General features: G+C 72.9%; 1 protein-coding gene. It reads left to right on the plus strand.

Features of this window, described 5'->3' with window-relative positions; translation table 11 throughout:
* Positions 1 to 199: 199 nt before the first annotated feature.
* A partial coding sequence (gene phnG, locus FV228_RS32260; protein ID WP_147858016.1) for a phosphonate C-P lyase system protein PhnG occupies positions 200 to 558 on the plus strand: 359 nt, incomplete at its 3' end.

Below are 558 nucleotides of genomic sequence, written 5' to 3' on the forward strand. Positions count from 1 at the left end.
CTGCTGGCCCGGCGCGTAACGCCCGGCCGCGATGTCGGCGGTCAGCGCGTCGGCGATCTGCCGCCACGCCGTCAGCCCCTCGCCCCGGATGAGGCCGGGCGCCTGCTCCTGTGCATCCATACCGTCATCCAAACTTCATTTGCGCCCGGCACGCTAGTTGTCTACACGACTAGACAACAGCTCGACAGAGGGATTCGCGATGGCGACGCGCCCGCATCAATCGGGACCGGACGATATCGCGGCCCGGCAGGCCGTCATGGCGCTCTGCGCCGAGGCCAGCCGGGAGGACCTCGACGCCGCCTTGCGGTCCCTCGAAGCCCCGGCCTCCGAGGACCTGCGCCCCCCGGAGACCGGCCTCGTCATGGCGACGGGCCGGATCGGCGGCGACGGGCGCCCGTTCAACCTCGGTGAGGTGAGCGTGACCCGGGCGGCGATCCGGCTCCCGGATGGCGCCACCGGCTTCGCCTATCATCTCGGCCGCGACCGGACGAAGGCGCGGCTGGCCGCCACGCTCGACGCGCTCTGGCAGGATCCGGCCCGGCGCGCCGGGGTCGAGGC

The sequence above is a fragment of the Methylobacterium sp. WL18 genome (assembly GCF_008040015.1).
Classification (GTDB): Bacteria; Pseudomonadota; Alphaproteobacteria; order Rhizobiales; family Beijerinckiaceae; genus Methylobacterium; species Methylobacterium mesophilicum.